The following is a 651-nucleotide window of genomic DNA, read 5'->3' as shown; positions in this document are numbered from 1 at the left end:
GTGCGGTCGACCGCCGCGATGACGGCGTCCGCTCGGTCCACGACCCGCTCCACCCGGGCCACGAGGCCCGAGACCTGGTCGAGCAGTTGGTCCATGCGGCTGAGCAGCGCCGATGCGCGCGGTACCAGCGCGAGCGCCTCGCTCACGCCGTCACGCGCACCGGCGACCACGGCCAGCACGTCGGAGGGGCCGGGGACCGACGGGAGTCTCACCGCGAGAACGCTACGCAGGTCGCGGGTTGCGCACCTCTCGGTTGCACACGATCCGGTGGTGCCGCGGGCAGGGCGCGGGCTTGCGCGCGTCGGCCGATCGCGGTCGATCCTCGCCGTATCGTGGGGGCTCCCGCCTGGCGCGGGGTCGAGGCAGACGATTCCGGACGGGGTGCCGACAGCGGTGGGGGACCAGCCGAGGGGCGACGACGCGCGCGGGCGCGGCGTTCCCGACGGCTCCCGGCGCGGCCGCACCGACGCCGAAGCGCTGACGGTCGAGCAGTTGCTCGCCCGCTCGGGCAGCACCGCCCACCGCAGGCGTGCGGCCCGCCGGGAGAACGAGCGACCCTCGGCTCCGTCCGCTCCTCCGCCGGGCGTGCGCGACGGGCTGCCGCCGGTGCCCGGGGCGCGCCCGACCGGGCCGCCGCCCAGCCCGCAGTCC

At 77.6% G+C, this 651-nt stretch carries 2 pseudogenes; one reads left to right on the top strand and one right to left on the bottom strand.

The features are described 5' to 3' along the window. Positions 1-212 (bottom strand): annotated as a pseudogene (locus tag A6V29_RS21530) (hypothetical protein); the annotation flags it as partial. Positions 213-393: 181 nt separating this feature from the next. Between A6V29_RS21530 and A6V29_RS21205 the strand changes: the two are divergent. Continuing rightward, a pseudogene (locus tag A6V29_RS21205) lies at positions 394-651 on the top strand (hypothetical protein); the annotation flags it as partial.

Source organism: Blastococcus sp. CCUG 61487 (assembly GCF_005222955.1).
Classification (GTDB): domain Bacteria; phylum Actinomycetota; class Actinomycetes; order Mycobacteriales; family Geodermatophilaceae; genus Blastococcus.
This window is presented reverse-complemented; position numbering and strand designations above follow the sequence as displayed.